This is a genomic window from Marilutibacter maris, assembly GCF_006546735.2.
GTDB classification, from domain to species: domain Bacteria; phylum Pseudomonadota; class Gammaproteobacteria; order Xanthomonadales; family Xanthomonadaceae; genus Marilutibacter; species Marilutibacter maris.
In genome coordinates, this window is the sequence record NZ_VICD02000013.1 from 1 (window position 1) to 4,920 (window position 4,920).

Sequence of the window (4,920 nt, forward strand, 5' to 3'; positions counted from 1 at the left end):
ATGGAGGCGTGACCCATCCCCTGACCCAGGGGGCGGGAGGGACAAGGCTGACGCGCTCTTCGTAGGAGCGGCGTGAGCCGCGATGAGGCTCTACCGGGAAGGCCCCGGTCGCGGCTCACGCCGCTCCTACGAGGGCGGGTGATGGACGGGCGCCTGCCGGTCCTCAGCCCTCAGCACAAAGTCGCATGCGCCGGCGCCCGCGCCGTGGCAGGCTGCACGGCATGGAACCGGTGCCCGGCCTCGACCTCGGCGTTCCGCCGTTCGACCTGCTCGACGCGGCCGAGCAGGCGCGGGTGCAGCGGGCGGTCGACCTGGGCTTCCATCCGGCCGGCCGCGTGTTGCTGGCGGCCGGCGCGGCCTCCGAACACGTCCACGTGATCCTCAAGGGCGTGGTCCGCGCCTGGGACGAGGCTGCCGACGGCGGCGAGGGCCGGCGCCTGTTCGCCGACTTCGGACCCGGCGACGTGTTCGGCGCCTGGGCGGTGATCGCCGGTCGCGCCCGCCACCGCTACGAGGCCGCCGAGGACGTGTTGAGCTTCCTGATCCCGGCCCCGCTGTTCCGCGAGTTGCTGGCCGGCAACCCGGCCTTCGCCGCCTGGTTCCACGAAGGCCTGTCGCTGAAGCGGCGGCTGGCCGCCAGCGCGCAACAGCCCTCGGAGCTGTCCGAGTTGATGCTGACCCGGGTCGGCGACGCCCAACTGGCGCCGGCGGTGCGGGTCGCCGCCGCCACCCGCGTGACCGAGGCGGCGCGACGCCTGCGCGAAGCCCGGGTCGACTGCCTGCTGGTCGACCCCTCGCCGGCGGACGCCGACGGCGGCCTGGGCATGCTGACCCGCACCGACCTGCTCGAGGCCATCGCCCTGGACGGGGTGCCGGTCGATGCGCCGGTCGGTCCGCTGGCGCAGCGGCCGGTGATCGGCGTGCGCGACCACGACGTGCTGTTCCAGGCCCTGGTCACGATGACCGAGCACCACATCGAGCGGGTCCTGGTCAGCGAGGGCGAAGCGTCGGCGCAGGGCCGCGTGCTCGGCACCCTCGGCATGGCCGAGGTGCTCGCCCACTACACCAGCCACTCGCACCTGATCAGCCTGCGCCTGGAACGCGCCGGCGACCTGGCCGAGGTCGCCGAGGCGGCCCGCAGCATGACCGCGCTGGTGCGCCAGCTGCACGCCCAGGGCGCGCGCATGAGCTACCTGATGGAGCTGGTGTCCGCGCTCAACAGCCGCATCCTCGCCCGGGTGTTCGCCGAAGTGGTGCCGGCGCCGCTGCGCGAGCGCATGTGCCTGCTGGTGCTGGGCAGCGAGGGCCGACGCGAGCAGATCCTCAAGACCGACCAGGACAACGCCCTGGTTTTGGACGACGCGCTGGAATGGGACGGCCTGGATGCGGCGATGCGGCGCTTCGGCGAAGTCCTCGCCGATATCGGCTATCCGCCCTGCCCGGGCGGGGTGATGGTGCGCAATCCGCACTGGCGGCTGCGCGTGGGCCAATGGCGCGAACGCATCGAACACTGGCGCCGCGAGCGCGACGGCGGCAGCGCCCTGGACTTGGCGATCGCCCTGGACGCGCGCCCGGTCGCCGGCAACGCCGCGCTGTACGCGCCGGTCGCCGAGGCGATCGCCGCGCTGGGACGCGACGAGATCCTGATGCGCGAGCTGGCCCGCGCCTCGCTGGAGTTCTCCACCCCGCTGAACCTGTTCGGCCGTGTGCGCGACGACGCCGGCGGCATCGACATCAAGAAGGGCGGGGTATTCCCGCTGGTCAACGGCATCCGGGTGCTGGCCCTGCGCCACGGCATCGACCGCCACAACAGCTTCGATCGCTGCGCCGCCCTGGTCGATGCCGGCGCGCTGTCGTCCGAGCTCGGCCGCGACGTGCCGCAGGCGCTGGCGGTGTTCATGCGCCTGCGCCTGGGCGCGCAGTTGCAGGCGCTGGCCGCCGGCCGCGCCGCCGACAACCGCCTCGACCCGGCCTCGTTGCGGCGCCTGGATCGCGAACTGCTGCGCGATGCGCTGCGCGTGGTCAACGCGTTCAAGGACCACCTGCGCGGCGCCTTCCATCTGCGCGACTGACGATGCCGACTCCGCTGCCGCTGCGCCGCTGGCTCGACCGCCGCCGCCATGGCCATGGACCGTGGGGGGCGCTGCTGCGGCCGGCACCGGCGGACAGCTGGGTCTCGCTGGACATGGAAACCAGCGGCCTGGACCCGGCCCGCGACCGCATCCTGACCATCGCCGCGGTGCCGGTCGCCAACGGCCGCATCGGCCTCACCGAGCGCTTCCAGGCGACGGTGCGGCCCGACGCCGGGCATGGACCGCCTGCGGACATCGAGGCGATCCGCCACCACCGCCTGCGCCCGCAGGACCTGGAACACGGACTGGAGGAACACGACGCGGTCGCGCGTCTGCTCGACTGGCTGGGCCCGAGGCCGCTGATCGGTTATCGGATCGGCTTCGACGTGGCGATGCTCGACCGGGTCGCGCCGGCGATCACCGGTTTCCGCCTGCCCAATCCGCGCATCGACCTGGCCGCGGCGTTCCGCGCGCGCCTGCATCGGCGCAATCCGCATGCGCTGGCCGGGGACGCGGGTTTCGAGGCCATCGCCGCGACCCTGGGCATTCCGATGCTGGGGCGGCATACCGCGCTGGGCGACGCCACCACCGCGGCGGCGTGCTGGCTGGCCCTGCAGGCGCACACCTAGACCGGTCGAGCGCGGCGTATTGCGTTGCGGTGCAGCACGGCCGGGATCGACGCCGTCACCGCGCCACCACGCAAACCTGCGATTAAGCGAATGCGGTCACGCTTGCACCCTAGCCAGCTTCGCATATTCGCACTTAGTGAAATATTCGATTTGACCGCCCAGCGCCCACGTGGATAACTCGATGGGCGGCCACGTCGTGTCTGGCGTCCGCTTCGCGAAGCCAAGCAACACGCAGCCAGCTTCGCGCACCCTGGCAACGCGCCGGCAAAGGAATCGCGGCGGCGCATTCGCAACCCAGACGCCAGGGTCGTCTCAGGGGGAGGTAATCGACAGCGGCGGCCCGACATCCGGGATCCCGACGCCGGGTCGGTCTGGCGCCGAGCTGCCACCGCACTTTCATTAGGAAATGGAGAGCCATGATGAAGTCCGTTGTTTCCCATTCGCATCCGCTTGCGCTTGCCCTGCTCGTCTCGCTCGGGCTGTCCGCACCCGCCATCGCCGCCGGCCCCACCGAACCGGGCGCCGCGCCGGTTCCGGTCCGGATCGCCGCGCAGCGCGAAGCCCTGATCAGCCTGCACGGGCGCATCGGCACGACGGCCGCGGGCAACCAGCGCGCGAGCGTGATCCGGACCGACGATGCCGCCTTCATCAAGGTGCACTTCGAGCACTTCTCGCTGCCCGAAGGCGTGACCCTGGAGGTGTCCAACCCCGACGGCAGCGAGGTCTACCGCTACAGCGGCGACCACCGCGACGCCCACACCGTCGATGCGGCGCTCGGCCAGAACGGCGAGAGCAGCTTCTCGGCGATGTCGATCAGCGGACCGGTGGCGATCCTGCGCCTGGTCGGCACCGCCTCCGAGCCGTGGACCTCGCGCCACGGCGTGGTGGTGTCGCACTACCTGGAAGGCTATCCCGAGGCGATGCTGCCCGAGCTGCAGGACAGCGGCCTGTTGACCCCGGCCACCGACGTCAACCCGACTTCGATCTGCGGCACCGACGACAAGCGTCCGGTGGCCTGCTACATCGACAGCGATCCCGACGCCTACGACCGCTCGCGCCCGGTCGGCCGCATGCTCAGCAGCGGCGGCAGCCTGTGCACGGTCTGGCGCGTGGGTCCGGACAACCGTCTGTTCACCAACAACCACTGCCTGTCGACCAGCTCCGGCGTCGCCGGCGCCGAGTTCTGGTTCAACTACCAGCGCGCCAGTTGCAGCAGCAGCACCGGCGCGACCGTCACCAAGGTCACCGGCAACCAGATGCTGAAGACCGACGCGGCGCTGGACTACACCCTGTTCACGGTCAACAACTTCGCCGCGCTGGAACCGTTCGGCTACCTCGGACTGGACATCGGCACGGTCTCGGTCGGCGACGGCATGTACATCGCCCAGCATCCCGGCGGCCGCATGAAGGAGCTGGGGGTGATGGACGGCAGCGCCGCCTGCGCGGTCAAATCGACCACCGCCGACGGCACCAGCGGCGAGGCAGGCAGCGACCTGGGCTACACCTGCGACACCGAGGGCGGCAGCTCCGGATCGCCGGTGATCTCGCGCGCCAGCAACAAGGTGATCGCACTGCATCACCTCGGCGGCTGCAACAACGAGGGCGCCAAGATCTCGCGGATCTGGCCGCAGGTGGCCAGCTACTTCAACAACCAGGTTCCCGACGGCGACGACGGCGGCACCACCCCGCCGCCGCCCGGCGACGAGCTGGAGAAGGGCGTGCCGGTGACCGGGCTGGCGGCCACGACCGGCAATGCCGTCGAGTACACGATGGACGTGCCCGCCGGCGCCTCCAACCTGAGCTTCGTCATGTCCGGCGGCAGCGGCGATGCCGACCTCTACGTCAAGTTCGGCAGCGCGCCGACCGACAGCAGCTACGACTGCCGCCCGTACAAGAACGGCAATGCCGAAACCTGCAGCTTCGCCAGCCCGCAGGCCGGCACCTGGCACGTCCGGGTCAAGGCCTACAGCAGCTTCTCCAGGGTCAGCCTGGTCGGCGACTACGGCACCGGCGGCGGTGGCGACACCCAGACCTACAGCAACACCAGCGACTATCCGATCAACGACAACGCCACGGTCGAGAGCCCGATCACCGTGTCCGGTCGCAGCGGCAACGCCCCCAGCAACGCCAGCGTGGATGTCGACATCCGCCACACCTACAAGGGCGATCTGAAGGTCGACCTGGTGGCCCCGGATGGCAGCACCTACAACATCCACAAC

3 protein-coding genes are annotated in these 4,920 nt (G+C 71.0%); all 3 read left to right on the forward strand.

Going from position 1 to position 4,920, the window contains the following annotated elements:
- Positions 1-221 precede the first annotated feature (221 nt).
- Positions 222-2,072 (forward strand): putative nucleotidyltransferase substrate binding domain-containing protein, encoded by a 1,851-nt coding sequence (locus tag FKV24_RS01530; RefSeq protein ID WP_170288166.1) that lies wholly within the window; start codon positions 222-224, stop codon positions 2,070-2,072.
- 2 nt (positions 2,073-2,074) lie between these two features.
- Positions 2,075-2,701 (forward strand): exonuclease domain-containing protein, encoded by a 627-nt coding sequence (locus tag FKV24_RS01535; RefSeq protein ID WP_111265117.1) that lies wholly within the window; start codon positions 2,075-2,077, stop codon positions 2,699-2,701.
- Positions 2,702-3,117: 416 nt separating this feature from the next.
- Positions 3,118-4,920, forward strand: a 1,803-nt coding sequence (locus tag FKV24_RS20175) for a pre-peptidase C-terminal domain-containing protein (RefSeq protein ID WP_141480949.1), incomplete at its 3' end; no start/stop codon positions are given.

What these genes read in the sequence shown, in the direction of transcription:
- FKV24_RS01535 (WP_111265117.1), top strand. Translation starts at nt 2,075, where the DNA reads ATGCCGACTCCGCTGCCGCTGCGCCGCTGGCTCGACCGCCGCCGCCAT.
- FKV24_RS01530 (WP_170288166.1), top strand. Translation starts at nt 222, where the DNA reads ATGGAACCGGTGCCCGGCCTCGACCTCGGCGTTCCGCCGTTCGACCTG.